This is a genomic window from Caldimonas sp. (assembly GCF_046291045.1).
Taxonomy (GTDB): domain Bacteria; phylum Pseudomonadota; class Gammaproteobacteria; order Burkholderiales; family Burkholderiaceae_C; genus Caldimonas.
This window is the reverse complement of record NZ_JBKBSL010000016.1, coordinates 1-24,714: the sequence shown is the minus strand read 5'-3', so window position 1 is coordinate 24,714 and position 24,714 is coordinate 1. Positions and strand designations below refer to the sequence as shown.

At 68.0% G+C, this 24,714-nt stretch carries 24 protein-coding genes, 1 pseudogene and 1 riboswitch; of the genes and pseudogenes, 7 read left to right on the top strand and 18 right to left on the bottom strand.

All coding sequences use genetic code 11. From position 1 onward, the window contains the following. Positions 1–43: 43 nt before the first annotated feature. The 8 genes from tesB to ACK4ZD_RS07655 form a co-directional block, all read right to left on the bottom strand. Positions 44–922, bottom strand: coding sequence for an acyl-CoA thioesterase II (gene tesB / locus ACK4ZD_RS07690; protein WP_409660215.1), 879 nt, complete (start codon positions 920–922; stop codon positions 44–46). Positions 923–968: 46 nt separating this feature from the next. Further along, the gene (gene bioB, locus ACK4ZD_RS07685) at positions 969–1,970 is read right to left on the bottom strand and encodes a biotin synthase BioB (RefSeq protein ID WP_409660213.1); all 1,002 of its coding nucleotides are present in this window, start codon (positions 1,968–1,970) and stop codon (positions 969–971) included. Next, positions 1,967–3,568, bottom strand: coding sequence for a bifunctional hydroxymethylpyrimidine kinase/phosphomethylpyrimidine kinase (gene thiD / locus ACK4ZD_RS07680; RefSeq protein WP_409660211.1), 1,602 nt, complete (start codon positions 3,566–3,568; stop codon positions 1,967–1,969). The genes bioB and thiD overlap by 4 nt, the downstream gene beginning before the upstream one ends. After that, complete coding sequence (locus tag ACK4ZD_RS07675; RefSeq protein ID WP_409660210.1) at positions 3,565–4,350, bottom strand: thiazole synthase; 786 nt, start codon at positions 4,348–4,350, stop codon at positions 3,565–3,567. Before ACK4ZD_RS07675 ends, thiD begins: the two co-directional genes overlap by 4 nt. A 2-nt stretch (positions 4,351–4,352) precedes the next feature. Next, positions 4,353–4,583, bottom strand: a complete 231-nt coding sequence (thiS, locus tag ACK4ZD_RS07670; protein ID WP_409660208.1) for a sulfur carrier protein ThiS — start codon at positions 4,581–4,583, stop codon at positions 4,353–4,355. Continuing rightward, positions 4,580–5,626, bottom strand: coding sequence for an FAD-dependent oxidoreductase (locus ACK4ZD_RS07665; RefSeq protein ID WP_409660206.1), 1,047 nt, complete (start codon positions 5,624–5,626; stop codon positions 4,580–4,582). Before ACK4ZD_RS07665 ends, thiS begins: the two co-directional genes overlap by 4 nt. A 3-nt stretch (positions 5,627–5,629) precedes the next feature. Further along, the gene (thiC, locus tag ACK4ZD_RS07660) at positions 5,630–7,510 is read right to left on the bottom strand and encodes a phosphomethylpyrimidine synthase ThiC (RefSeq protein ID WP_409660204.1); all 1,881 of its coding nucleotides are present in this window, start codon (positions 7,508–7,510) and stop codon (positions 5,630–5,632) included. 79 nt (positions 7,511–7,589) lie between these two features. Further along, a riboswitch (TPP riboswitch) is annotated at positions 7,590–7,692 on the bottom strand. A 111-nt stretch (positions 7,693–7,803) separates the two neighbouring features. After that, on the bottom strand, positions 7,804–10,203 hold the full coding sequence (locus ACK4ZD_RS07655; protein ID WP_409660203.1) for a penicillin acylase family protein: 2,400 nt from the start codon (positions 10,201–10,203) through the stop codon (positions 7,804–7,806). A 181-nt stretch (positions 10,204–10,384) separates the two neighbouring features. Here ACK4ZD_RS07655 and ACK4ZD_RS07650 point away from each other — a divergent pair, with 181 nt between their 5' ends. Together ACK4ZD_RS07650 and ACK4ZD_RS07645 are read left to right on the top strand one after the other, a co-directional pair. Then, positions 10,385–11,395, top strand: a complete 1,011-nt coding sequence (locus tag ACK4ZD_RS07650) for a D-2-hydroxyacid dehydrogenase family protein (protein WP_409660201.1) — start codon at positions 10,385–10,387, stop codon at positions 11,393–11,395. Then, a complete protein-coding gene (locus tag ACK4ZD_RS07645) occupies positions 11,392–12,591 on the top strand; it encodes an MFS transporter (protein WP_409660199.1) in 1,200 nt (399 codons plus the stop codon). Before ACK4ZD_RS07650 ends, ACK4ZD_RS07645 begins: the two co-directional genes overlap by 4 nt. Before the next feature lie 12 nt (positions 12,592–12,603). On the opposite strand, the gene ACK4ZD_RS07640 is transcribed toward ACK4ZD_RS07645, so the two are convergent. The 4 genes from ACK4ZD_RS07640 to ACK4ZD_RS07625 all read right to left on the bottom strand — a co-directional run bounded on the left by ACK4ZD_RS07640 (position 12,604) and on the right by ACK4ZD_RS07625 (position 15,553). After that, entirely contained in the window at positions 12,604–13,080 is a 477-nt protein-coding gene (locus ACK4ZD_RS07640) for a hypothetical protein (protein WP_409660197.1), read from the bottom strand. Between the two features lie 266 nt (positions 13,081–13,346). After that, positions 13,347–13,979, bottom strand: a complete 633-nt coding sequence (gene upp, locus ACK4ZD_RS07635) for a uracil phosphoribosyltransferase (protein ID WP_409660196.1) — start codon at positions 13,977–13,979, stop codon at positions 13,347–13,349. 94 nt (positions 13,980–14,073) lie between these two features. Next, positions 14,074–14,808: a 23S rRNA (guanosine(2251)-2'-O)-methyltransferase RlmB gene (gene rlmB, locus ACK4ZD_RS07630; protein ID WP_409660194.1), complete on the bottom strand. Its 735-nt coding sequence runs from the start codon at positions 14,806–14,808 to the stop codon at positions 14,074–14,076. 58 nt (positions 14,809–14,866) lie between these two features. Further along, the gene (locus ACK4ZD_RS07625; RefSeq protein WP_409660192.1) at positions 14,867–15,553 is read right to left on the bottom strand and encodes an ABC transporter ATP-binding protein; all 687 of its coding nucleotides are present in this window, start codon (positions 15,551–15,553) and stop codon (positions 14,867–14,869) included. Here ACK4ZD_RS07625 and ACK4ZD_RS07620 point away from each other — a divergent pair. Beyond that, on the top strand, positions 15,552–16,211 hold the full coding sequence (locus ACK4ZD_RS07620; protein WP_409660191.1) for an arylesterase: 660 nt from the start codon (positions 15,552–15,554) through the stop codon (positions 16,209–16,211). The genes ACK4ZD_RS07625 and ACK4ZD_RS07620 overlap by 2 nt on opposite strands. Positions 16,212–16,222: 11 nt before the next feature. Then, the gene (gene mnmH / locus ACK4ZD_RS07615; protein WP_409660189.1) at positions 16,223–17,290 is read left to right on the top strand and encodes a tRNA 2-selenouridine(34) synthase MnmH; all 1,068 of its coding nucleotides are present in this window, start codon (positions 16,223–16,225) and stop codon (positions 17,288–17,290) included. Positions 17,291–17,448: 158 nt separating this feature from the next. Here the strand turns inward: mnmH and phbB are convergent, their stop codons facing one another. The 3 genes from phbB to phaC form a co-directional block, all read right to left on the bottom strand. Then, a complete protein-coding gene (gene phbB / locus ACK4ZD_RS07610; RefSeq protein WP_409660188.1) occupies positions 17,449–18,186 on the bottom strand; it encodes an acetoacetyl-CoA reductase in 738 nt (245 codons plus the stop codon). A gap of 109 nt (positions 18,187–18,295) precedes the next feature. Then, positions 18,296–19,474 carry an acetyl-CoA C-acetyltransferase gene (locus ACK4ZD_RS07605; protein ID WP_409660186.1) on the bottom strand — a complete coding sequence of 393 codons (1,179 nt, stop codon included), beginning with the start codon at positions 19,472–19,474 and terminating at the stop codon, positions 18,296–18,298. 25 nt (positions 19,475–19,499) lie between these two features. After that, a complete protein-coding gene (gene phaC, locus ACK4ZD_RS07600) occupies positions 19,500–21,107 on the bottom strand; it encodes a class I poly(R)-hydroxyalkanoic acid synthase (RefSeq protein WP_409660294.1) in 1,608 nt (535 codons plus the stop codon). Between the two features lie 254 nt (positions 21,108–21,361). Between phaC and ACK4ZD_RS07595 the strand changes: the two genes are divergently transcribed. Beyond that, the gene (locus ACK4ZD_RS07595; protein WP_409660184.1) at positions 21,362–21,649 is read left to right on the top strand and encodes a hypothetical protein; all 288 of its coding nucleotides are present in this window, start codon (positions 21,362–21,364) and stop codon (positions 21,647–21,649) included. Between the two features lie 19 nt (positions 21,650–21,668). On the opposite strand, the gene pgeF is transcribed toward ACK4ZD_RS07595, so the two are convergent. From pgeF to ACK4ZD_RS07580, 3 genes are read right to left on the bottom strand one after another with little or no spacing between them, the layout of a single operon-like run. Then, complete coding sequence (gene pgeF, locus ACK4ZD_RS07590) at positions 21,669–22,364, bottom strand: peptidoglycan editing factor PgeF (protein ID WP_409660182.1); 696 nt, start codon at positions 22,362–22,364, stop codon at positions 21,669–21,671. Between the two features lie 56 nt (positions 22,365–22,420). Next, on the bottom strand, positions 22,421–23,062 hold the full coding sequence (maiA, locus tag ACK4ZD_RS07585) for a maleylacetoacetate isomerase (protein WP_409660181.1): 642 nt from the start codon (positions 23,060–23,062) through the stop codon (positions 22,421–22,423). A 21-nt stretch (positions 23,063–23,083) separates the two neighbouring features. Continuing rightward, positions 23,084–23,782, bottom strand: coding sequence for a fumarylacetoacetate hydrolase family protein (locus ACK4ZD_RS07580; protein ID WP_409660179.1), 699 nt, complete (start codon positions 23,780–23,782; stop codon positions 23,084–23,086). 82 nt (positions 23,783–23,864) lie between these two features. Here ACK4ZD_RS07580 and ACK4ZD_RS07575 point away from each other — a divergent pair, with 82 nt between their 5' ends. After that, positions 23,865–24,410 carry an NUDIX hydrolase gene (locus ACK4ZD_RS07575; RefSeq protein WP_409660177.1) on the top strand — a complete coding sequence of 182 codons (546 nt, stop codon included), beginning with the start codon at positions 23,865–23,867 and terminating at the stop codon, positions 24,408–24,410. 26 nt (positions 24,411–24,436) lie between these two features. Next, positions 24,437–24,714, top strand: a pseudogene (locus ACK4ZD_RS07570) (type I secretion system permease/ATPase); the annotation flags it as partial.

The following is a 24,714-nucleotide window of genomic DNA, read 5'->3' as shown; positions in this document are numbered from 1 at the left end:
TGAGCGGCGGGTGCTTCAGTATGTCACCGCCGCCCCCCCGGCGTCACGCCCGCTCGCGAGGAGACCTCACCAAACGCATCAATCCTTCCTGAGCCACCGAGGCGACGAGACGTCCGTTTTGCGCATAGATCTGCCCCCGGCTGAAGCCGCGCGCCCCGCCGGCCCAGGGCGATTCGGTGGTGTAGAGCAGCCAGTCGTCCATGCGGAAGTCGCCGTGAAACCACATCGCGTGGTCGAGACTGACCACCTGGACATTGCCCTTGTAGAAGCTCAGGCCATGCGGCATCAGCGCCGGCCGCAGCAGGCCGAAGTCCGACGAGTAGGCGAGCATGGCCTGGTGCAGGACCGGATCGTCAGGCAGCCGGTCGGCCGCGCGCAACCAGGCATCGTTGCGCGGGGCCGCGGGCGGCGGATTGAAGGCGTCGAGCGGCTGTACCGGGCGGATCTCGATGGCCGTCTCGGCATGCAGCACACCGCGCAGGGTTTCCGGCACCTTGTGCAGCCAGGACTGGCGCAGCTCCCACTCGCTGGCCAGGCCTTGCGGGCCGGGCACCGCAGGCATGTCGCTGGCGTGGGACACGCCCTCCTCCTTCACATGGAAGGAGGCCGCGAAGTTGAAGATGGGCTGGCCGTGCTGGATGGCGACCACACGCCGTGTGGTGAAGCTGCCACCGTCGCGAATGCGGTCGACGTCGTAGACGATGCGGGCGTTTTTGTCGCCAGGGCGCAGGAAGTAGGCGTGCAGCGAATGCACTCGGCGCGAGGGATCCACAGTACGCGCGGCAGCCATCAGGGCCTGGCCGAGCACCTGGCCGCCAAAGACGCGCGGGCTGCCAATGTCGCCGCTCACGCCGCGAAAGAGGTTGTGCTCGAGCTGCTCCACCTGCAGCAGCTCGACGAGTTCCTGGACAACGGGTTTCATGCCGGGATGATGGCATGAGCGCGTCTAACGCGCTGTCCAGTTCGCGTCAGGTGCTGCGCAAGCCCAGCTTGGCGAAGAGACGCTGGTCGCGCTCCCAATCCGGGTTGCCGGTGGTCAGCAGCTTGTCACCGTAGAAGATGGAGTTGGCCCCGGCCAGAAAGCACAGCGCCTGCACGGCTTCGCTCATCTGCTGGCGCCCAGCTGATAGACGCACCCGGGCAGTGGGCATGGTGATACGCGCCACCGCGATCGTGCGCACGAACTCGAGCGGGTCGAGCGGGTCCAGGCCGTGCAGGGGTGTGCCCTCCACCTGCACCAGGTGGTTGATCGGCACCGATTCGGGGTAGGGGTCCATGTTGGCGAGCTGAGCGATCAGCCCGGCGCGCTCTTCGCGCGACTCGCCCATGCCCACGATGCCACCGCTGCACACGTGCATGCCGGCAGCGCGCACATGCTCCAGTGTGTCCAAGCGATCCTGGTAGTCGCGTGTGCTGATGATGCGACCGTAGGCCTCGGGGGCGGTGTCGAGGTTGTGGTTGTAGTAGTCCAGGCCCGCTGCCTTGAGCGTGCGCGCCTGGCTGTCGGTGAGCATGCCCAGCGTGCAGCAGGCCTCCAGGCCCAAGTCCTTCACTGTGCGCACCAGTTCGGCCACCTTCTCGATGTCACGGTCCTTTGGAGCACGCCACGCCGCCCCCATGCAGAAGCGGCTGGCCCCCTGCTCCTTCGCGGCCATTGCAGCACGGCGCACCTCCTCCACATCGAGCAGCTTGCCCGCCTGCACGCCCGTGTCGTAATGCACCGACTGGGGGCAGTAGCTGCAGTCCTCAGGGCAGCCACCGGTCTTGATGGACAGCAGCGTGGAGCGTTGTACCTCGTTGGCATCGAAGTGCTGGCGGTGCACCTGCTGGGCCCGGTACAGCAAATCGTTGAAGGGCAGATCGAACAAGGCCAGCACGGCCTGGCGGGGCCAGCGCGGCGCATCCGGCTCGGCCGGCTTGCCGGAACGGACCACATGGACGGGCTGGGGCGAGACGGTGGCTTCGGTCATCGTTGGAAGGGGTGTGGATCGGTATCAGCCTGCAGTGTATCGCCCAGGGGGGGCGGCACCGGGCCAGGCAGGCTGGGGCGGGCACGGGACGGCGCCGGGCGACGCGGGCCCCAGGCGCCCTCCATGATGGCGGCATGCAGGCGCTGCACGGCCGCCGGCAGGTCGGACGCCTGCCCGAGGCCGCGCAGCACCGCCACGCCGGCGGCGCCGCAACGCGCGGCCTCGCGAGCCCGGGCTTCGTCCATCCCGGCGATCGCCACGACCGGGCAGTCGAGCAGCTGGCACCAATAGGCCAGGTTGTCCTCGCCCTGCGGGATCCAAGGCATGTCCTTGGTCGTGGTGGGATGGATGGGCCCGCAGGCAATGTAGCTCGGCCGCAGCGCCAGGGCGCGGCAGACCTCCCAATGGCTGTGAGTGCTCAGGCCCAGGCGCACACCGGCACGGCGCAAACTGCTCCAGGCCTGCGCCCCCAGCGTCAGCAAATCCTCCTGTCCAAGATGCACGCCATAGGCGCCCTCCTCCAGCGCCAGGGCCCAATGGTCGTTGATGAAGAGTTGAGCGCCCACCGCCCGCGCCAAGCGTACGCTGCGCCGCACTGCGTCGCGCAGAACCGGGCCGCTTGCGGCCTTGATACGAAGTTGCACGGTGCGGACCCCTGCGGCCAACAGCCGTTCGACTCCCTCGGCGCTGTCCACGATGGCATACAAACCCAGGGCCGAACGCTCCAACGGCGCAAAGCCCTCCGTCTCGTCCACCGCCCAGTCGGCAAGGCGAAGCCGGGGGAGGTTCTCCAAACGGCGGGCGAAGCCCCAGCCCGGTCGCACCGGGCCGGCACCCTGCCCTGCAGGATGGCTGCGACGCAGGGCTTCGGCCGTAGCCATCTTGGCCAGCACCAGGGCATCGGCCTCGCAATGGCCCCAGGCCAGCGCGGCCGCGGCCGATGCCGCGAACACGCAACCGCTGCCATGGTGGTGCACGGTGGACAGGCGTGGTAGATCGAGCCAGCCCTCGGCCTGGGGTGTGGCGATCCAGTCGCGCGCCAGCGCGCCGCCCGCGTCGCCGCCAGTGATTGCCACGGCTCTTGCGCCCAGCGCACGCAGGGCTCGGGCGGCCGCCGCCAGCCGCGGCTCGTCGAGCCCCCCCTCGCCCAGCAGCCAAGCTGCTTCGCCGCGATGGGGGGTGACCAGGGTCGCACGCGGCATCAGTTCATCCAGGAAGGCCTGGCGCAGGGTCTCGTCCGCGAAGCGCGCCCCGGTGGTGGCCCCTTGCACCGGATCGAACACCAAGGCCACCGGGGCGTGCTCACGCAGGCGGTCCACCCAGCGAGCCACGCACCGCACGTTGTCGACGCTGCCCAACAGGCCGAGTTTGATCGCCTGGGGCGGGAGATCCTCCGCCAGCGCGGCGAGCTGGGCCTCGAGCACCTCGGCATCCAACACATCGATGCGGCGCACCGCCCGCGAGTGTTGTGCCGTGATGGCGGCCACGGCGGTACAGCCGTGCACATCGAAGGCTTCGAAGGCCTTCAGGTCGGCCTGCAAGCCCGCCCCACCACCGGAATCGGAGCCGGCGATGCTCCAGACGATGGGCGGCCTCACAAGTCGAAGGGCCGGCCGGCCACGGGGGTGGAGGCCACGGCCATGGCCTGGGGTTCGATCAGGCCGCAGCGGTGACCCAGGCGACCCGCTTCGATCGCGTGGCGGAAGGCCGCGGCCATGCCCACCGGGTCGTGGGCATGGGCCACCGCCGAGTTCAGCAGCACGGCATCGAAGCCCAGTTCCATCGCCTGCGCGGCATGTGAGGGGGCTCCGATGCCGGCGTCGACGATCAACGTGACATCCGGCAGCCGCGCCCGCAGCGTGCGCAGGGCCCAGGGGTTGAGCAGCCCCTGGCCCGAGCCGATGGGCGCTCCCCAGGGCATGAGGATGCGGCAACCCGCATCTAGCAGGCGCTGGCAGGTCACCAGATCGTCGGTGCAGTAGGGGAAGACCTCGAAACCGTCCTTCACGAGCTGGTGGGCAGCTTGCACCAGTTCGAAGGGATCGGGCTGCAGCGTGTGTTCGTCGCCCACCACCTCGAGTTTGATCCAGTGGGTCTGCAGCAGCTCGCGCGCCATCTGAGCCAGGGTGACGGCCTCGCGGGCGCTGCGGCAACCGGCGGTGTTGGGCAGCAGGCGTGCGCCGCTGTCGCGCACGATGTCGATGAAGCCGTTGTCGCCAGCGCCGGCGGCGAACTGGCGCTTCAGGCCCACGGTGACCACTTCGGCGCCCGAGGCAGCGATGGCCTCGCGCAGCACCTGGGGCGAGGGATAGCCGGCCGTGCCGAGCAGGAAACGGCTGCCCAGGCGCACGTCTGCCAGGAAGAAGTCGTCTGCAGGCATCTCTATCCTCCAACGATGGGTTGAAAACAGGTCACGTGATCACCGTCTCGCAGCACGCGGCCAGCCCGTTCGCCGCGCGGCACGAATTCGCCGTTGAGGGCGGTGGCCACGCTGTGAGGCGCCATGTCGAGCCGCGCTAGCAGTTGCGCCAACGTCGTGCCCGCCTCGACCCGGTGCGTTTGACCGTTGACTCGGACGCTGCAGCCCGAGGAAGCAGCATCGGCGAGGTTCATGCGAGATTCACCTCGGCATGCACCGGCTGCTCCATCTCCTTCAGAGCTTGCTCGACGAGCGCAGGCGCCAGCAGCCAGCCATGGCGGTACAGGCCGTTGATGCGCGTCAGCCCCGGCGCCACGTGCAGGTGCGGCAAGTTGTCGGGCAAAGCCGGACGCAGGTTGACTTCGCTGTGCACGACACGCGCCTCGGCCAGCTCGGGGACCACGCTATGGGCCGCCGACAGCAGGGCCAAAGTGCTACGCAGAGAAATCGGCGAGCGGTCCTCTGACTCGATCTCGCTGGCGCCCACGATAACCAGCTCCCCCGGGCGCGGCACGAGGTAAACCCGCCAGCGTGGATGCAGCAGCCGCAGGGGGCGATGCAGCACCACCCCGGGCGCGTGCAGCCAGAACACCTCGCCGCGCACGCCCCGCAGCGGCAATGAGGGCCGTGCGCCCAGGCCACGCACATCGAAGACCCAGTCGTAGCGCTGCCCGTCGATGCAGCCGGGCTCCACATTCCGGACTGCCCTGCCCCAATGCCACTGCACCCCCCGATCGCTGGCACCGGCCGCCAGCGCCTGCATGGCCTGTACCGTGTGGATCTGTCCCTCGTCGTGCAGCAGCCATGCATGGGCCGGCCCGTGCACGGCGGGCTCCAGTTCGCGCAGCAGCTCGGGTGTCAGCGGCTGAGGGTGCCGGCCCCCGGGTGCCTTGGTCGACAGCAAGCCCAGCAGCCGACGTGCGGCGCCCAGGTCCGGCCCGTGTGCGAGCAGCACGCTGCCCTGGTGGCGCAGGTCCACCGGCTGCGGTAGGCCCGCCACGATGTGCGGCCACAGTGCGAGCGAGCGCAGGCCCAAACGGGCCACGGCCTCGTTGCCGCACTCCAGTTCGGCCAGCGGGCTGAGCATGCCGGCAGCCGTCCAGCCCGCAGCGCCGCGCTCCAGCGGTCCGGTGGCGGGGTCAAAGACCGTCACCCGATGCCCGGCGCCGGCCAGTTGCCACGCCAGCAGGCGGCCCAGCAGGCCCGCACCGGCCACACCGATCGACAAGGCGGCCATCGCTCAGCTCCGGGGGGTCACAGGGATGTAGAGCTCGCCACCGCCCTGGCGGAACTCTTCGGACTTGGCCGCCAGCCCCCGTGCCAGGGCCTGGTCTTCACCCACGCCTTGCCGGGCGGCGAAGTCGCGCACCTCCTGGGTGATCCGCATCGAGCAGAACTTCGGCCCGCACATCGAGCAGAAATGCGCCACTTTGGCGCTGTCCTTGGGCAGGGTTTCATCGTGGAACTCGCGGGCAGTGTCTGGGTCGAGCCCCAGGTTGAACTGGTCGGTCCAGCGGAACTCGAAGCGTGCCTTCGACAGTGCATCGTCACGCGCCCTGGCCCCGGGGTGCCCCTTGGCGATGTCGGCGGCATGGGCCGCGATCTTGTAGGCGATCAGGCCCTGCTTCACGTCGTCACGGTCGGGCAGGCCCAGGTGCTCCTTGGGCGTGACGTAGCACAGCATGGCCGTGCCGAACCAACCGATCATCGCCGCGCCGATGGCGCTGGCAATGTGATCGTAGCCGGGTGCGACATCGATCGTCAGCGGCCCGAGCGTGTAGAACGGTGCCTCGTGGCACGCCTTGAGCTGCTCTTCCATATTGGCCCGGATCAAGTGCATGGGCACATGGCCGGGGCCTTCGATCATGGTCTGCACGTCGTGCTTCCAGGCGATCTGCGTGAGCTCGCCCAGCGTGCGCAGCTCGGCGAACTGGGCTTCGTCGTTGGCATCGGCCAGCGAGCCCGGGCGCAGGCCGTCGCCCAGCGAGAAGCTCACGTCATAGGCCTTCATGATCTCGCAGATCTCTTCGAAGTGCGTGTAGAGAAAGTTCTCGCGGTGATGGGCCATGCACCACTTGGCCAGGATGGAGCCTCCGCGCGAGACGATGCCAGTGCGGCGCTTGGCGGTCATCGGGATGAAGGACAACCGCACGCCAGCGTGGATGGTGAAGTAGTCCACCCCCTGCTCGGCTTGCTCGATGAGCGTGTCTCGGAAGATGGCCCAGGTGAGATCCTCGGCCACCCCCCCAACCTTCTCCAGAGCCTGATAGATGGGCACCGTCCCGATGGGCACGGGGCTGTTGCGCAAGATCCAGTCGCGCGTGGTGTGGATGTTGCGGCCAGTGGACAGGTCCATCACGGTGTCGGCCCCCCAGCGGATGGCCCACACCAGCTTTTCCACCTCTTCCTCGATGCCGGAGGTGACGGCCGAGTTGCCGATGTTCGCGTTGACCTTGACGAGGAAGTTGCGCCCGATGGCCATGGGCTCGAGCTCGGGGTGGTTGATGTTCGCCGGGATGATCGCGCGGCCGCGCGCCACCTCGTCGCGCACGAACTCGGGGGTGATCTCGTCGGGCAGGCTCGCCCCGAGCGGCTGGCCCCGCAGGCGGGCCTCGCGTTCGGCGTCGGCCAGGTGCTCGCGCATCCATTGGCGCCGGCCGTTCTCGCGGATCGCGACGAATTCCATTTCGGGCGTGACGATGCCCCGCCGCGCGTAGTGCATCTGCGTGACGTTGCCCCCCGCGCGAGCCCGGCGCGGCTGTCGCTGCAACCCGGTGGCCTGGGCGCGCAGCACCTGCAAGCGCTCGTGGGCTTCGTCGCGCAGGCCGTCATCCAAGGCTTGGGCGGTACGGCCCTCATAGACGTGCGTGTCGCCGCGTGCCTCGATCCAGGGCTGACGCAGGGCCGGCAGGCCGCGGCGCACGTCGATGGCGGCTTGCGGATCCGTGTAGGGCCCCGAGGTGTCGTAGAGCGTGACCGTCTCGCCATTGGTGAGCCGCACCTCCCGCATGGGCACACGCAGGCCGGGATGCAGCTCGCCGGGCACCCAGACCTTACGGGACGCGGGAAACGGCTCTCGGGCTTGGGCAAGCCACTGCGAAAACTTGTCGGGGGCGTTCATGAGGGGCTCCTTTCCGGTTCATGGGTGCTCCGGAAAGTGCCCCTTGGAGGAGGCCCGGGCCCGCCTGGGCCTGGACACGAGGGACAGATTCAGCTCTTCTTCCGCCGGTATTAACCGGATCAAGTTCATCGGGTTTGGCGTCACACGCCATCTCAGCACACGGTGCACCCCGGAGCCATTTCAGTGTAGGGTCGCTGGCCCCGGCACGTCAAGGTCGCATGCCACAGCAGTCCTCATGAGCGCCACCGCACGCGGCCCTGGCGCTCGAGCCACGCTGCAGTGCAACGAAAAGCTCAACGAACGGGCTCCAGTCTCAAGAGGCGGCCCTGCGCGTGCGACGGTGCCCACAGTGGAACATATTCCACCCGGACCCAGCGATCGAGAAGATCGTCATAGTGGGGCGACAGCACGATGCCGGACTGACCGCTGGAGTGCATCACGCGCGAACGCGAGGGGTCTTGCACGTCGTACAGGGCTCGCAGGCTCGGCCCATGCTCGTTCAGGTAGCGTTCGCCCGTGGTGGCATCGGCTTTCAGAGTCACTCGTGCGACGTTCACCGTGTAGGTGTCCCCACCCACAGGGGTGCGCAGCTCGAAAAGCGGTGCCAGGGCTTTGACACGACTGAATGGACGGTGCTCGGCGCGAGCCTGGTGGGCCAAGCCCCATTGCCAGCGCGCCGGGTCCGGGCCTTGCAGGGTTTCCAGCTCCTCCAGGGCCTTGTGGAAAGCCGCATCGACCTGGTCCTGGCAGCTTTCGGTCACCTGCGGCGTGCGCTTGTCGTCGCACCACCAAGCATCGTCACGCGCCAGGATGCCTTCCACCGCATCGCGGTAGTTGCGCGAGCCCACCATCGTGCGGCTCAGGAATTCGGGGCCCACCTCGTCGGCCAGCAGGCCTTCGGTCAGATGGCGGCTCCAGGCCCAGAACACCAAGGGTTCGGGACGCTGTGCAGTCATGGTGCCATCGAACTGCGCAAGGCGTTCCTGGACGGGCGCTGCCAGGCGATGCGATGACTTCGCGCGGCGCAGGAACGGCATGAGCTTCACGGTGGCCAGCGAAAGCTCGTCGCTCTGCATCTGCGCAAAGCTGTCCAGACTGTGCCGATCCCGGGCCTGCAGCAGCGCCTCGATGCGCTCCTGACGATAGGGCAGCGCCCATTCGCTGCCCAGGTAGTGCGGGTAGTCCGGCCCATGGATGCGCTGGTTGGCCGTGGCGATCCAGCCGCGTGCAGGATCCACCTCGCGCGGGGTCAGCGCCGGGTCGAGGTAGCCCACCCAGTCATAGCGGGCCTCCCACCCGGGCGCCGGCACTTGGCCTTTCAGGTCATGGTCGGGCGAGCGCAGCGGTACCCGGCCGGCCGCGACCCAGCCGATGCGGCCCTCACGGTCGGCCACCACCATGTTCTGCATCGGTGCGATGTTCAAGGCAGCGGCCTCGATGAACGCCTGCACGCTGGACGCCTGGTTCATCGCCAACGCCGCCTCCATCGAGGTGTTGGGCACATCCAGCGCCGTCCAGCGCATCGCCAGCGCATAGCGAGGGGCCTGACTGGGGCCTGTCAGGCCGTCCGTGCCGGCCGCGGGCGCGTCCGAGATCACCGGGCCGTGGCGCGTCGCGCGAGCGATGAACTTCACGTCCGGCTGGCCACGCACCCGGATGGTTTCCTCGAAGGTCTCGAACCGCGCCCAGCCCTCAGGGGTGCGGTACAGGGTCGGGTCGTCGGCATGAATCTCCTCAAGATACAGGTCTTGCACGTCCGGCCCGGTGTTCGTGAAGCCCCAAGCGAGGTGCTCGTTCTGCCCCAGCACCACGGCCGGCAGACCCGGCATCGTGGCCCCGGCCACCTTGAAACCCGGCGCCTCGAGCCGCGCGAAGTACCACAGGGCCGGTGCGCTGAGCTTCAGGTGCGGATCGTTGGCCAGCAGGGGGTGCCCCGTCTCCGAGCGCGCCCCCGACACCACCCAATTGTTGGAGCCCAGACCCTCGATGCCCGACGGCGGCGCCGAGCCCAGGGCATGCTGGCCCAGCCGAGCGTCCACCTTCAGCGCGCGGTAAAGCGCGGCATAGTCGGCCAGGGGCAACGGCGCTTCGCCCGGGTACGGTGGCATCAGTTCGTTGATGCGCTGCACCGGCAGGCTCAGCGCCAGACGCATGCGGATCAGCTCAGCATTCCAGTTGGCGCCCAGATCCCAAGCCATCATCGTCGCCCAGGCCAGGGTGTCGGCGGGCTCCCACCGTCCCGGCTGCAGCCCCAATACCAGGAACTCCGGCGGGCGGACCGCCATATGCTGCTCCACGAAGGCGTTGATGCCTGCCGTATAAGCTTCAACGATGCGGCGCGTCGGGCCCTGCACGGCCTCCCACTGCGCCTGCGCGGTTCGCCGCACCCCCAGGGCGCGCAAGAAGCGGTCGGTGTCCAGTGCCGACTCCCCAAAAGCTTCGGCCAACTGGCCGCTGCCGATGCGACGGTGGGTTTCCAGTTGCCACAAGCGATCCTGGGCATGCACGAACCCCAGCGCGAACATGAGGTCCTCCACACTCTGGGCGCGCAAGGTGGGGATGCCGTGGGCATCCCGGGTGATGCTCACGGGAGCAGCCAATCCGGCCACACGCAGTTCACCCTCGGTCTGGGGCAACACCAGCACCCGGTAAGTCCACACGGTCGCACTGAGCGCCACGACGAGCAACAGCAAGGCTGCCAGTATTCCTCTGACCCACTTCACGCGTCTTGTCTCCATGGATTGATGAACCTCGGCCCGGCATCAACGGGCCGCATTGCGCAGTGTGGCACAGCCGTGCAGACATCGATGCGCGTTGCGCCCTGTTGCGCCGCGGTGCGACGACACGCCGCGGATGGATGCAGAATCCGAAGGCATGAACATCATCATCCTGGACGACTATCAGGACGCCGTGCGCAAGCTGCGTTGCGCAGCCATGCTGGAGCCTTACCACGCCAAGGTCTTCACCAACACGGTCAAGGGCATCGGCCAGCTCTCGGTGCGGCTGCGTGATGCCGACGTGCTGGTCCTCATCCGGGAACGCACGCAATTCCCGCGGCAGTTGTTGGAGAAGCTACCCCGGCTCAAGCTGATCTCCCAGACGGGCCGGGTGGGCCCGCACATCGACGTCGAAGCCTGCACCCGGCTGGGCATCGCCGTGGCCGAGGGCGTGGGCTCGCCGGTGGCGCCGGCCGAGCTCACATGGGCGCTGATCATGGCCGCCATGCGCCGGCTGCCGCAGTACATCGGCAACCTCAAGCACGGGGCCTGGCAGCAGTCGGGCCTGAAGGCCGCCTCCATGCCCCCCAACTTCGGGCTGGGGATGGTGCTCAAGGGCAAGACGCTCGGCCTGTGGGGCTACGGCAAGATCGGTCAGCTCGTGGCCGGCTACGGCCGCGCCTTCGGGATGAAAGTGCTGGTGTGGGGCAGCGAGGCTTCACGCCAGCGAGCCCAGGCCGACGGCTTCGACGCAGCTTTCAGCCGCGAGGCCTTCTTCGAAGTCAGCGACGTCCTCTCGCTGCACTTGCGCTTGGTGCCCGAAACCCGGGGCATCGTCAAGCTCGACGATCTGCTGCGCATGAAGCCCACGGCGCTGTTCGTCAACACCTCGCGTGCCGAGCTCGTGGAGGACAACGCCCTGGTGAGCAGCCTGAACAAGGGCCGCCCGGGCATGGCCGCCGTGGACGTCTACGAAACCGAACCCCCTCTACCCGGGCATCCACTGCTGCGCCTGGAAAACGCGGTGTGCACCCCGCACATCGGCTACGTCGAGCAAGACAGCTATGAGCTCTACTTCAGCGCCGCCTTCCAAAATGTCATCAACTTCATCCAGGGCCATCCCACCCACCTGGTCAATCCCGATGCGCTGAAGGTCTTCCGCGGATGAGCCTGCTCCCTGCCCCGGGACCGCAGGCGCTGAGGGCAACCCGGCAGGTGCTGATGCTGGGTAACTTCGTCATCGGCTGTGGCGTGATGGTCGTGGGTGGCACGCTCAACGACTTGGCACGATCTCTGCAGGTCTCGGTGGCCGTGGCCGGCCAGCTCATCGCGATCGCCGCTGTCGTGATGGCCGTGGGGGCGCCGGCACTGGCCGTCTGGGTCTCGGGCTGGGACCGCCGCCGCCTGCTGGTGGGCGCCCTCGTCTGGTACGCCGTGGGCCACGGCTTGTGCGCGCTGATGCCCGATTACGGCGCCCTGTGGCCGGTGCGGGCCCTGACGATGCTGGCCGCCGCCGTCTTCACCCCCCAGGCGGCGGCTGCGATCGGCCACATGGCCCCGCCGCAGCAGCGCGGGCGCAGCATCACGACCGTGTTCCTGGGCTGGGCGCTCGCCTCGGTCCTGGGCATGCCCCTGAACGCCTGGATCGGCGAAACCTACGGCTGGCGTGCCGCGATGGCCGGCATTGCTGTCCTGTCGCTGGCGGTGGCCTTGCTCGTCTACCGCCGCATGCCGGCCGGCATCCAACCGCCGGGCCTGAGCCTGCGCGCCTGGCGGGGTGTGATCGCCAGCCCAGTGCTGATGGCCATGGTCGGCGTCACGGCCCTGGCCGGGGCCGGGCAGTTCACTGTCTTTTCCTATTTCGCCCCCTACTTCCGCGACGTGTTACAAGCCACGCCGGGCCAGCTCGCGCTCATCTTCGGGTGGTTCGGGCTATGGGGTCTGACCGGCAACTTGGTGCTGTCGCGCACGGTAGACCGCATCGGGCCACACCGGGCAGTGGCCTGGCTGGTCGGACTGATCGTGCTGAGCATGGCCTTGTGGCCGCTGGGCCGCAGCTTGAGCCTGACGCTGCTGGTGCTGATACCCTGGGGCCTGAGCTGCATGGCCTCGAACTCGGCCCAACAGGCCCGGCTCGGTCATGTCGCCCCGCTGCTCGCCCCGGCACTCATGGCATTGAACACCTCGGCGATCTATGTCGGGCAGGCGGTGGGGGCCGCTGCCGGCGGCTGGCTGGTCGCCCGCTCGGGTTACGGCGGGCTGAACTGGGTGGGCCTGGTCATGGTGGTCGCCGCCCTGGGCTTGAGCCTGTGGGCGCAGCGGGCCTGCGCACGCGCGGCGCCTCTGCCCAGCCCCCGCGAGTAGTAGCGGCGAGGCTCAACCCAGGGCCGACTGCAGCAGCGCCGGCAGCGGGCCGATGGCCTTCAGCGCATCGGGCGGCGCATCGGCCACCGCCTCGGACCAGGGCCAGGGATCATGGAACCGCACCTCGGTGCGTCCGTCGGGGCCGCGGACGACGTCGATCTGCAAAGGCAATTCGATCTCGCGGCTGCCGTCGTCCATCACCACGGGGGTGACGCCGCCAGACAGGCCCAGCACCAGTGTGGCCTCGGGCTGCTCTTCGGGGATTCGCTTGGCGAACACGACCAGGCCATGGGACGCCGCAGCCGCCTCGATCTTCGAGACCGTCTCCTTGACGTCGTAAGGGCTGACCAGTGCATGGCGGCCAGAGCGTTCGACGGCCTCTTCCGTCTTGCCGCGCGCCAGCGGCGAGCTCAGAGCGGCCATCACGACGGCCACACAACCAGTCATCCACAGACGCAGCGGCGCACTACGGTGCAGGGAACGTGGCATGGACTCCTCCTGACGACACGACACACGCTTCGGTGGAGCGACCCGCTGGCGCGGGCGCGCGCACACCCCTCGGGGGCATCCCTTGACCGCGGGCAGTCACAGACCCATGCAAGCCCACGGGCCCCGCCCAGGGCTCGGGCCACAAGGCCAGAGGGCGGCCTGCCCGGGGACGCCCTGAACAATGGGGCTGTTTTACAACGAATCAGTGGAGTCTGCGTGAATTTCTATTGACAGCTCGCAATTTTTACAATTAGCTGCGAGCCCGATCAATCGTGCTTGGTGCCGAAGATCTTGTCCCCGGCATCGCCCAGGCCGGGGATGATGTAGCCGTGCTCGTTGAGATGGCTGTCGATCGCGGCCGTCCAGCAACGCACGTCGGGATGAGCGGCATCCAGGGCCCGGACGCCTTCGGGGGCGGCCACCAGCACCAGGGCGCGGATGTCCTTGCAGCCTTTGCGCTTGAGCAGGTCGATCGTGGCGTTCATCGAGCCCGCCGTGGCCAGCATCGGGTCGATGATGAGGGCGGTACGTGCCTCCAGGTTGCCCACGAAATTCTCGAAGTAGTGCTCGGGTTGCAAGGTGTCGTGATTGCGCGAGAGCCCGACGACGCTGATCTTCGCGTTGGGGACCATGTCGAGCACGCCATCGAGCATGCCGATGCCCGCCCGCAGCACGGGCACGACCGTGACCTTCTTGCCCTTGATGCGATCCACCTCGGCGGGGCCGCTCCAGCACTGCAGCGTGACCTTCTCGAGCGGAAAATCCGCAGTGGCCTCATAGGCCAGCAGTCGGGCCACCTCAGAGGTCAGTTCTCGGAACTTCTTGGTGGAGATGTCGGCCTCGCGCAGGAGGCCGATCTTGTGTTTGACGAGGGGGTGCTGGACTTCGATGACAGGCATGGGACTCACCGGGATGGAGACTGCGGCGCGGCGGTGTCGCCGGGCCGACATGTCCACAGTGTAGCGAGCCCCAGCCCGTCGGCAGACCCGAGGCTCAGCGCCGTTGCCGCAACGCCTCGTACAGGCAGACGCCGCTGGCCACCGACACGTTCAGGCTCTCGACGGCGCCGCGCATCGGGATCGACACCAGTTCGTCGCAGGTCCTGCGGGTGAGTTGGCGCAGGCCCGGCCCCTCGGCCCCCAGCACCAGGGCCACCGGAACCTTCAGATCGACGTCATAGATGGTATGGGGCGCCTCCCCGGCCGCCCCGACCACCCAGATGTGGCGCTCCTTCAGCTCGACCAGCGTGCGCGCCAGGTTGGTGACCATGAAATAGGGCACCGTCTCGGCCGCGCCGCTAGCCACCTTGGCCACCGTGGCGTTCAGGCCCACGGCATGGTCCTTGGGGGCGATCACCGCATGGGCGCCGGCACCGTCGGCCACCCGCAGACAGGCCCCGAGGTTGTGTGGATCGGTCACGCCGTCGAGCACGAGCAGCAGGGGGGGGCCGTCCAGCCCGTCGAGCAGATCGTCCAGCGAACGCGCCATGGGCAGTGGCTGCACCCTGGCCACCACCCCCTGGTGACGGTGCGTGCCGCACAGCCGTTGCAGTCGATCGTCATCGCTCTCGATCAGCCGCACGCCGGCTTCCTGGACCCTGGCCAGGAACTGGCGCATGCGCTGGTCGCGCCGGCCGGCATCGGCATGGATCTCGACGATGGATTGCGGCGCGGTCTTCAAGCGCACCGTCACGGCATGGAAGCCGAACAGAATCTTTGCAGGGCTCAAGGTCGGGACTTTCGTGAACAGCGACTCCATGGTAGCCGCGCTGCGCGGCCGAACGCGCTCAGACAGCTTCGGCGGCCGGCATCAGGCGCCCAGCCTCGAGGCGGATCTGGCGATCGCAGCGAGCGGCGATGCCGCGGTCGTGCGTGACCAGCACCAGCGTGGTCCCGCGCTCGCGGTTGAGGGCGAACATCAGTTCCATCACCGTCTCGCCTGTGGCGAAATCGAGGCTGCCAGTGGGTTCGTCCGCCAACAGCAGCTCGGGTTCGACCACAAAGGCGCGGGCCAGAGCCACGCGCTGCTGCTCGCCCCCCGAGAGCACCCGCGGATAGTGGCGCAGCCGCTCGCCCAGCCCCACACGCTCGAGCATCGCGGTGGCGCGCTCGCGGGCATCGGACCGGCCCTGCAGCTCCAGCGGCAGCATCACGTTCTCCAGCGCCGTCAGATTGGTCATGAGCTGGAAGCTCTGAAAGACGAAGCCGACCTTGGCCGCGCGCACCGCAGCGCGCCGGTCCTCGTCCAGGGAGAAGAGATCCACCCCGTCCAGGCGGACCGTGCCCTCGCTGGGCGTGTCCAGGCCGGCGATGATAGACAGCAACGTTGACTTGCCTGAGCCAGAAGCTCCGACGATGGCCACCGATTCCCTCGGGGCCAGTGCGAAATCGATATCGTGGAGAATCGTCAGCGTGCCGGTGGAGTCCGTCACCCGCTTGGTCAGACGCTCCACGGCGATGATGGGTTCAGTCATGATCGTTCGCTTGCCAGGACGCCGCCACTTTATCGCGGCCGTGAGCTTCCTCGCCTTTGCCGGGTTATCGCTGCCTGCCACGGCGCGGGCCGATGCGCCCGCGCGCATTCTCGTGGTGGGCGACAGCCTGTCCGCGGAGTACGGCATCGCCCGCGGCAGCGGCTGGGTGGCGCTGCTCGAACAGCGCCTGCAGCGCGAGGGCATTGCCGCCACCGTCGTCAACGCCAGCATCAGCGGCGACACCTCTGCCGGAGGCCGCTCGCGCCTGCCCGCGCTGCTGCGCCAGCACCAGCCCACACACGTGGTCATCGAACTGGGCGGCAACGACGCCCTGCGCGGCCTGCCGCTGGAGTCGACCCAGCGCAACCTGGCGGAGATGACCCGTTTGTCGCGTCAGGCCGGTGCCCGGGTGCTGCTGGTGGGCATCCAGGTGCCGCCCAACTACGGCCGCTCCTATACGGAACGCTTCGCCGCGATCTACGAGCAGGTGGCCGCCGACGAGAAGGTGCCCCTGGTGCCCTTCCTGCTACGCGGGGTGGCCGATGTCCCCGAGGCCTCCAGGTTCTTCCAGCCCGATCGCATCCATCCGAACGAAGCGGCCCAGCCCCTGCTGCTGGACAACGTGTGGCCCGCCCTGCGCCGGCTGCTGAAGCCCTGAAGGCGCCCAGGATGCCCGTCGTTCCCGTCTCTGCGGCCGACGCGATCGCGCGCCTGGACCATTTCGATGCCATCGTCGATGCCCGCTCGCCGGCCGAGCACGCCCTGGACCACCTGCCCGGGGCGCTGAACTGGCCCTCGCTGGACGATGAGCAACGGCGCATCGTGGGCACCTGCTACAAGCAGGTCTCGGCCTTCGAGGCCCGCAAGCTCGGTGCGGCCATGGTTGCTCGCAACATCGCCGCGCACGTGGAGCGCGAAGTGATGGACAAACCCAAAGACTGGGAGCCGCTGCTCTACTGCTGGCGCGGTGGCCAGCGCTCCGGGGCGCTGGCCCTGGTGCTGGGGCAGATCGGCTTTCGCGTGCATCTGCTGGAAGGCGGCTACAAGGCCTGGCGCCGGCAGGTCGTGCAGGATCTCGAGACCCTGCCGGCCCGCCATGCCTGGCGGGTGCTGTGCGGGCGCACCGGCTCAGGCAAGAGCCGCCTGCTCCAAGCCCTGAAGGCCCAGGGGGCCCAGGTGCTGGATCTGGAGGCCCTTGCCGAGCATCGGGGGTCGGTGCTCGGGCTCCTACCGGGGCGCCCCCAACCCTCTCAGAAGCAGTTCGAGACCCGCATCTGGCAAACCCTGCGGGGATTCGACCCGGCCCGGGTGGTCTATGTGGAAAGCGAAAGCCGCAAGATCGGGCAGCTGCAGGTGCCGCCCGCGCTGATCGAGTGCATCCGCGCTGCCCACTGCCTGCAGGTCGATCTGCCCCTGCCTGAGCGCATTGCGTTGCTGATGGAGGACTACGACTTCTTCGTCCGCGACGTGGACGCCCTGTGCCGGCAACTCGACCATCTCGCCGCCCTGCGAGGGCGCTCAACCGTGGACGGCTGGAAGCAGGCTGCGCGGGAAGGCCGCATGGCCGAGATGGTGGAGGCCCTGCTCGTGCAGCACTACGACCCGAACTACGAGGCCTCCACGCAGCGCAATTTCGTGCGCTATGCGCAGGGCCGCCGGCTCGCGCCCGCATCGTCCTCGCGCGAGGCCTTCATGGCCCTGGCCCGCGAGCTGATCGGTGGCGGCGACCCGCCCTGAAAACCGTCCCACGGCCGGGCTTTGCATGCCCGGCCGGTTCGCCAGGCACCGGGCCGTCCGCAGGGACGGCCCAACCAGCCACCCCACGGCCGGGCTTTGCATGCCCGGCCGGTTCGCCAGGCACCGGGCCGTCCGCAGGGACGGCCCGGTGTCCTGGCTCACCCCATGTGCAAGCCGCCGTTGATGGAGAAGTCGGCGCCGGTGGCAAAGCCCGAATCTTCGGACGCGATCCAGCCGACGATGGAGGCAATCTCCTCGGGGGTGCCCAGACGCTTGACCGGAATGGTGGCAATGATCTTTTCGAGCACCTCGGGCTTGATGGCACGCACCATGTCGGTGCCGATGTAGCCTGGGCTCACGGTGTTGACTGTGACCCCCTTGGACGCCAGCTCCTGAGCCAGGGCCATCGTGAAGCCATGCATGCCGGCCTTGGCCGCCGAATAGTTGGTCTGGCCGGCCTGACCCTTCTCGCCATTGACCGATGAGATCTGAATGATCCGACCCCAGCCACGCTCGACCATGTCGGGCACCACCTGCTTGGTGACGTTGAACATGCTATTGAGGTTGGTGTCGATCACTGCGTGCCAGTCCTCCGGTGTCATCTTGAGGAACATGCGGTCGCGGGTGATGCCGGCATTGTTGACGAGCACGTCGATCGGGCCGTGCTCGGCCTTGGCCTTGGAGAACGCCTGCACGGTCGAGTCCCAGTCGGCCACGTTGCCAACCGAGGCGTAGAAGGTGTAGCCCAGTTCCTTCTGCTGGTCGAGCCATTTCTGGTAGTCGCGGCTGGGCCCGCAGCCGGCGATGACCTTGAACCCGCTTTTGGCCAGGCGCTGGCAGATCGCGGTACCGATGCCACCCATGCCGCCGGTGACGTATGCGACTTTCTGAGTCATGTGATGCTCCTGATGAAGTTCATGCGGCCCGGATCCAGGGTCGACCGAAAGGCCTTGGCGGTCAACCCCGGACTCTCCCTGTGCACCCGGGCCTGGACGTAGGGATACCTCAGCGTTCGACGGTCAGTGCAACTCCCATGCCACCGCCGATGCACAGCGAAGCCAGCCCCTTGCGGGCATTGCGCCGCTGCATCTCGTGCAGCAGCGTGACCAGGATGCGGCAGCCCGATGCGCCGATCGGGTGCCCGATGGCAATGGCTCCGCCGTTGACGTTGACCTTGCTCGTGTCCCAGCCCATCTCCTTGTGCACCGCACAGGCCTGCGCCGCGAAGGCTTCGTTGATCTCGAGCAGGTCCAGATCAGCCGGCTTCCATCCGGCGCGCTCCAAGGCCTTGCGGGCCGCCGGCACCGGCCCCATGCCCATGTAGGCCGGATCCAGGCCGGCGCTGGCATAGGATGCGATGCGCGCCAGCGGCTTCAAGCCGAGCTGGTCGGCCTTCTTGGCGCTCATCACGACCACGGCAGCCGCACCGTCGTTCAATCCCGAGGCATTGCCGGCGGTCACGCTGCCAGACTTGTCGAAAGCCGGGCGCAGGCCGGCCAGGGCTTCGGCGTTGGTCTTGCGGTTGATGAATTCGTCGGTGTCGAAGACGATGGGCTCGCCCTTCTTCTGAGGAATGTTCACCGCGACGATCTCGTCACGGAACCGGCCGGCATCCTGCGCTGCGGCGGCCTTCTGCTGGGACGCCAGGGCCAACGCGTCCTGCTCCTCACGGCTGATGCCGTACTTCTTCGCCACGTTCTCGGCGGTGATGCCCATGTGGTACTGGTTGTAGACGTCCCACAGCCCATCAGTGATCATCGAGTCGATCATCTTCCAGTCGCCCATGCGCTGACCTTCGCGCGAACCCAGCAGCACGTGCGGGGCCAGGCTCATGTTCTCTTGGCCCCCAGCCACGACGATCTCTGCATCGCCGTCGCGGATGGCCTGCGCAGCCAGCATCACCGCCTTGAGGCCCGATCCACATACCTTGTTGATCGTCATGGCCGGTACCGCCTGGGGGAGCCCCGCCTTGATGACGGCCTGGCGCGCTGGGTTCTGCCCGCAGCCAGCCTGCAGCACCTGGCCCATGATGACCTCGCTGACCTGCTCGCCCGAGACGCCAGCTCGGCGCAGGGCCTCGGCGATCACGACGGCCCCGAGTTCGGCCGCCGGCGTGCGGGCCAGGGTGCCGCCGAACTTGCCCACCGCGGTGCGGGCAGCGGAAACGATGACGATGTCGCTCATGATGTTCTCCTGCAGTGAAACAATGTCAGGCTTTGGCCTTCACATAGCGGCCGGGGGCCGGTTCGATGGGGCGATGACGGCGATTGCCAGGGGTGCGGGGGGCGGCGACCTGTCGGCCTGCGTGGTCTGCGAGCCAGCTCGCCCAGCCGGTCCACCAGCTCCCGGGATGTTCGGTGGCACCGGCCAGCCAGACCTGCGGATCGGCAGGCAGCCTAGCGTTGGTCCAGTGACTGCGCTTGTTTTTGGCGGGCGGGTTGATGACGCCAGCGATGTGCCCGGAGGCCCCCAGGACGAACCGCTTCTTGCCTTTGAGCAAGCGGGTCGAAGCGTACGCGCCCTGCCACGGCACGATATGGTCTTCGCGTGACGCATAGATGAAGGCAGGAGCCTGGATGCGACCGAAATCCACGGGCTCGCCGCACACCGTGACCTTGCCCGGCACCGCCAGGTTGTTCTCCAGGTAGGTGTTGCGCAGGTACCAGCAGTACATCGGGCCGGGCAGGTTGGTGCTGTCGGAGTTCCAGTAGAGCAAATCGAAGGGCGGCGGCGTCTCCCCCTTGAGGTAGTTGCCCACCACGTAGTTCCACACCAGGTCGTTGGGACGCAGGAATGAGAAGGTGGCTGCCAGCTCTTGCCCCTTGAGCAATCCCGGCCCTGTGGGGCTACGCTCCCCGATGGTCATCTCGCGCAACTGCACCGAGGCTTCGTCGACGAAGATGTCAAGCACGCCGGTGTCGCTGAAATCCAGAAAGGAAGTCAGCAGCGTCAGGCTGTGGGCGGCCTGTTCGCCGCGGGCGGCCAGCACCGCCAGCGCCGTGGCGAGGATGGTGCCACCGATGCAAAAACCCAGGGTGTTGATCTGATCGCGCCCGCTCACCTCCTGCACCACGCGCATCGCGCAGATTGCGCCGTCGTCGATGTAGTCGTCCCACGTAAGGTGCACCATGCTCTCATCGGCATTGCGCCAGCTCATCACAAAGACTCGGTGCCCCTGCTCCACCGCGTAGCGGATGAGCGAGTTGTCAGGCTGAAGGTCGAGGATGTAGTACTTGTTGATGCAAGGCGGCACGATCAGCAGCGGGCGCTCGTACACCTTGGCCGTCAGCGGTTTGTACTCGAGGAGCTGGAAGATCTCGTTTTCGAAGATCACCGAACCCTCGGTGGTGGCCACGTTGCGCCCCACCTCGAAGACGTTCTCGTCGGTTTGGGACAGGTGGCCCTGGCGGATGTCGGCCAGCAACTGGCGCAGGCCCTGGGCAATGCTCTGCCCGCCGGTCTCGAGGGCACGCCGCTGGGCCTCGGGATTGAAGGCTAAAAAGTTGCTCGGGGCGGTCGCGTCGATCCACTGCTGAACGGCAAAGCGCAGACGCGAGCGGGTCTTCTCGTCGGTGTCCACGCTCTCGGCCAGATTGAGCAGGGTGCGAGCATTGAGCAGATACACCGAGGCCAGGTAGGCCGCCATAGGGTTGTCGGACCATTCCTTGGCGGCAAAACGCCGGTCTGCGGGCTTGAGCGCGCCGTCACCGCCGGCGGCGATGAAGCCGTTCCACAGGGCCGTGGCTTCCTTCAGGTACTCCGTCTGCAGGGCGGACAGCCGCTCGGCCGGAACGTTGAGCCGGGCCAGGGCCGCCATGGCATCGCCCACGTTCTCTCCGAAGGCCTGGGCGGGGTCGTGTGCGGTGGAGGCGGGTCGCTTCATCTGCTCCTCGAGGGGTCGTCGTCTGCGGGGCCGTCGATACCGGGGCATCGTCGAGAGTTGCCAATGCCGCCTTTGTACACCGACCGCATCGCGAAACCGAACATACCGGACCGCGCATAATTGATGTTTATCGTTTTGCTTGACGAATGCCAAGGGGCTGCGCCCGAGGCCGCGTCCGGATCTGCCCCATGTACCTCGTGGCGATTGCCTGGCTGTATGTCGCGCTGATGATGGCAGTGGCTGAAGCCACCAGCACCCAAGGCTCGTTGCTGGGCGCGGTGGTGACCTTCCTGTTCTACGGACTGGGTCCTGTCTCGCTGGTGATGTACCTGCTGGGCACGCCAGCCCGTCGCCGGGCGCAGCGGGCCGCGCTGGCCCGGCGGACGATACCTTCTGCGGCCGAGTCTTCCATGGCCGGCAGCGACCACGTGGCCCCCGCAGACAAACCCTTGCACTCTGACCGAACCGACGCCTGACGACCCAGCGCGGCCAGACTCAGGCGATCCAGACGAGGGCCGCCATGCGGCCGGTTCGGCCATCACGCCGGAACGAGAAATAGTGCGAACTGTCCTCGACAGTGCAAGCGCCCAGGGTGCCGATGCGCGTCACCCCGCAGGCGGCCAGGCGGTCGCAGGCCAGACCCGCCAAGTCGGCCAGCCACTTGCCGGCCTGCGCGCCAGGACGAAAATGGGCGGCCGCGCCGGTCTGCACACGGCAGAAGGCTTGGCGCACCTCCTCCCCCACCTCGAACCGCCGCGGCCCAATGCAAGGCCCCAGCCAGGCCACGAGATCCCCACCGGTGCATTCGACGGCCCGGCAAAGGGCCGCGACCGTGTTCTCGAGCACACCGCCCGCCAGCCCGCGCCAGCCGGCATGGGCCGCCCCGACGCCGCGGCCGCCTTCGTGGGCCAGGAGCACCGGCAGGCAATCGGCCACCAAGATGGCGCAGGCCAGGCCAGGGGTGGTGCTCACCGCGGCGTCGGCCACGACGGGGGGGGGATCCTTCCAGCCGTCATTCAGATGCACCACGTCGCTGCCATGCACTTGCTGCAAGTAGACAGGGGTGACGCCCAGGGCCTGAGCCAGCCGCTCCCGGTGGAGCCGGACCGTCGCGGGGTCGTCGCCCACATGGTCGCCCAGGTTGAAGCTGTCATAAGGGGGACGGCCTTGCCCTCCCCGGCGCGTGGTCATCACAGCCCCAACACCAGGCGGGGCCGGCCAATCGGGTGTGAACCAGCTTTCCGTGCTCACGCCTGGGCGTCCGGGCAATGCGATGGCTGGGCGGCCACGAATGCCGGGAGCTGCATGCAGTGCTCGAAGATCCGCATCACGGTGGGCACGTGGTCGAGCCGGCAGTCGAAGCGCTGGGCATTGAAGATTTGCGGCACCAACACGCAGTCGGCCAGTGTCGGCTGGTCGCCATGGCAGCAGCGCCCCGTGGCCGGTGAGCCGATCAACGAGCGTTCCACGGCCTCCAAGCCGGTCTCGACCCAGTGACGGTACCAGGCGTTCTTGGCCTCTTCTGAGACGCCGAGTTCGCGCACCAGGTAGCGCAGCACGCGCAGGTTGTTCAGCGGATGGATCTCGCAGGCAATCGACTGGGCCAAGGCCCGGACGCGGGCCCGGCCTGCCGGGTCAGCGGGCAACAGCGGCGGCTCGGGGTGGGTTTCGTCCAGGTACTCGATGATGGCCATCGACTGGGAAAGGGTTAGCGAACCCTCCTGCAGCACGGGCACCAGCCGCTCGGCCGACACCTCGGCAAACGGGGGCGAGAGCTGCTCGTTCTTGACAAGGTGCACGCTCACGTAGTCATAGCGCAGACCTTTGAGTTCCAGTGCAATGCGCACGCGAAACGAGGCCGAGGAACGGAAATAGTTGTACAGCTTCATGACGGGCTCGTTGCCGGGAATTCACTCGACGATGCGCACCTGCAGCTCGGGCAGACCCTCGATGCGGCCCACCAGCAGATCGCCGGGGACGACCGCCCCGACGCCTTCGGGCGTGCCGGTGAAGATCAGATCGCCTGGGGCCAGGGTCCAGGCGGAGGAGAGGTGCTCGATGACTTCGGCCACGCTCCAGATGAGCTTGCCCGTGCGGCTGGACTGGCGCACCTGGCCGTTGACACTCAGCTCGATGGCGGCGTCCAGCACCCCAGGCACCTGAGCGGCTGGCACGATGGGCCCAATGGGGGCGGACTCCTCGAAGCCCTTGCCGATGCACCACGGCCGCCCCTGCTTCTTCATCTCGTTTTGCAGGTCGCGCCGCGTCATGTCCAGGCCTGCGGCATATCCCCAGACGTGCGACAGGGCCTGTGCCGCGGGAATGTGGCGACCGCCCTTGCCGATGGCCACGACCAGTTCCATCTCATGGTGCAAGTTGCGCGTCAGGTCGGGATAGTGCATCTGGCCGACCTCACCGGCGCGCACCGGCAGCACGGCGTCGGCAGGCTTGAGGAAGAAGAACGGGGCCTCTCGGCCGGTGTGTCCCATCTCGATGGCATGCTCGACGTAGTTACGGCCCACGCAGTAGATGCGGTGCACGGGAAAGGTGTCGGCCGAGCCGGCCACGGGGACACGTGCGATGGCAGGGGTGGCAATGACGTCGCTCAAGGGAAACTCCGCAGGACAAGGTGCGGGGATGCTACACCGGCGCGGGCCGTCGCGGGCGAAGGGTCACGCTACACTGCCGGCCATGCTCCATGCCCGCCACATCAAGCACTGCAGAGCCTGCGGCACCGCGGTCGAGTACCTCGTCCCCGCCGACGACAACCGCGAGCGCGCAGTGTGCCCAGCTTGCGGGACGGTGCACTACGTCAATCCGTTGAACGTGGTGGGCACGATCCCGGTCTGGGGCGACCAGGTGCTGCTGTGCCGCCGCAACATCGAACCCCGCTACGGTCTGTGGACCTTGCCCGCCGGCTTCATGGAACTGGGCGAGACCACCGAGCAGGGCGCCTTGCGCGAGACCGACGAAGAGGCCGGCGCCCGCGTGGAGCTGGAGGGCCTTTTCTCGGTGCTCAACGTCGTTCGGGTCGGGCAGGTCCATCTGTACTACCGCGCCCGACTGCTCGACACCGATTTCCACCCCGGGCCCGAGACGATCGAGGCGCGCCTGTTCAAAGAGCGCGAGATCCCGTGGGACGCACTGGCTTTCCGCACCGTGCGCGAGACCCTGTTGCGGTATTTCGAGGACCGCCGCCACGGTCAGTTTCGCGTCCACACGGCCGATATCACCTGAAGTCCACCGCAACACATCACCCGCGCATGACTGTCACGCCCGCTTCCACCGCAGCCCAGGCCTCGCCGGCCTCTGCCGGACTGGCCGCCGAACGGGCGGCCCGTCTGCGCGAGGATCTGGTCCATGCCGACCCGTTGCTGGACTGCCTGATCGAGGTGTGTCGCCTGCACGGTCAGTCCGCCACGCGGGCCAGCCTGTCGGCCGGCCTGCCCCTGGTCGCAGGCCGGCTGACGCTGGCCCTGGCTGAACGCGCCGCCGCCCGTGCCGGCATGGCCTGCAAGCTGCAGCGCCGCGCGCTGGAGGA